Here is a 1,146-nt window from a genome sequence, read left to right as displayed (position 1 = left end):
TGCTGCCCACCGGGCAGACCGGGCTGGTCGAAGTCGCGGTGTTCACCACGTTGCCGGCGGTCACGTCGGCCGCGGTCACCGTGTAGGTGCCCGTCAACACGCAGGTCGCACCCGGCGCCACCGAGGCGCAGGTCGTCGTGCTCGGGGTGATCTTGCTGTCGTTCACCACCACGTTGGTCAGGTTGCCGCTGGCGCTGGTGTTGGTCACCGTCACCGTGTAGGTCAGCACGTCGCCCACCGACACCGTGCCGCTGCCGTCGTTATCGGCATTGGTCATGGTCTTGGCGATCGTCTGGCTCAGCGCCGTCACCGGCGTGGTCACCGTCGTCGTGCAGGCCGGATCGGTGCTGCCCACCGGGCAGATCGCGCTGGTCGAAGTCGCGGTGTTCACCACGTTGCCGGCGGTCACGTCGGCCGCAGTCACCGTGTAGGTACCGGTCAAGGTGCAGGTGCCGCCCGGGGCAACGCTGGCACACGGCGTCGTGCCGCCCGTCGGCGTGATCTTGCTGTCGCTCACCACCACGTTATTGAGATTCGTGGTCGTACTGGTATTGGTCACCGTCACCGTGTAGGTCAGCACGTCGCCCACCGACACCGTGCCGCTGCCGTCGTTATCGGCATTGGTCATGGTCTTGGCGATCGTCTGGGTCGGCGGAATGTCGTCGTTGACGATCGTACAAGTCGCGCTCACGCCATTGGCCAGCGTCAGGCTGTTGCCCGACAGCGTGCCGGCGGTGCAGCTCCACGCGCCGGCGGTGTAGCCGGCCACCGAAGCTTCGGTCAGGGTGTAGACGCCGGCGCTGACCGGTGCATTGGTCACCGTCGCCGTACCGCTCACACCGGTGATCGTGGTCGGGCCGGTCGCGGTCAACGGGAAGTCGCTGATCGTCGCCGTGCCGCCGCTATCGTTGGTCACCGTCTTGACCAGGGTCAGCGTCGCCGCCTGGTCGTCGTTGACGATCGTACAAGTCGCGCTCACGCCATTGGCCAGCGTCAGGCTGTTGCCCGACAGCGTGCCGGCGGTGCAGCTCCAGGCGCCGGCGGTGTAACCGGCCACCGAAGCTTCGGTCAGGGTGTAGACGCCGGCGCTGACCGGGGCATTGGTCACCGTCGCCGTGCCGCTCACACCGGTGATCGTGGTCGGAC

General features: G+C 67.4%; 1 pseudogene. It reads right to left on the bottom strand.

Features of this window, described 5'->3' with window-relative positions:
- Positions 1 to 1,146, bottom strand: a pseudogene (locus tag LC490_RS24215) (hypothetical protein); the annotation flags it as partial.

Origin of the sequence: Lysobacter sp. ESA13C, from assembly GCF_019970005.1 — a bacterium.
GTDB classification, from domain to species: Bacteria; Pseudomonadota; Gammaproteobacteria; order Xanthomonadales; family Xanthomonadaceae; genus Lysobacter; species Lysobacter antibioticus_B.
Note: the sequence above shows the minus strand (reverse complement) of the source record. Positions and strands in the feature narration are given on the sequence as shown.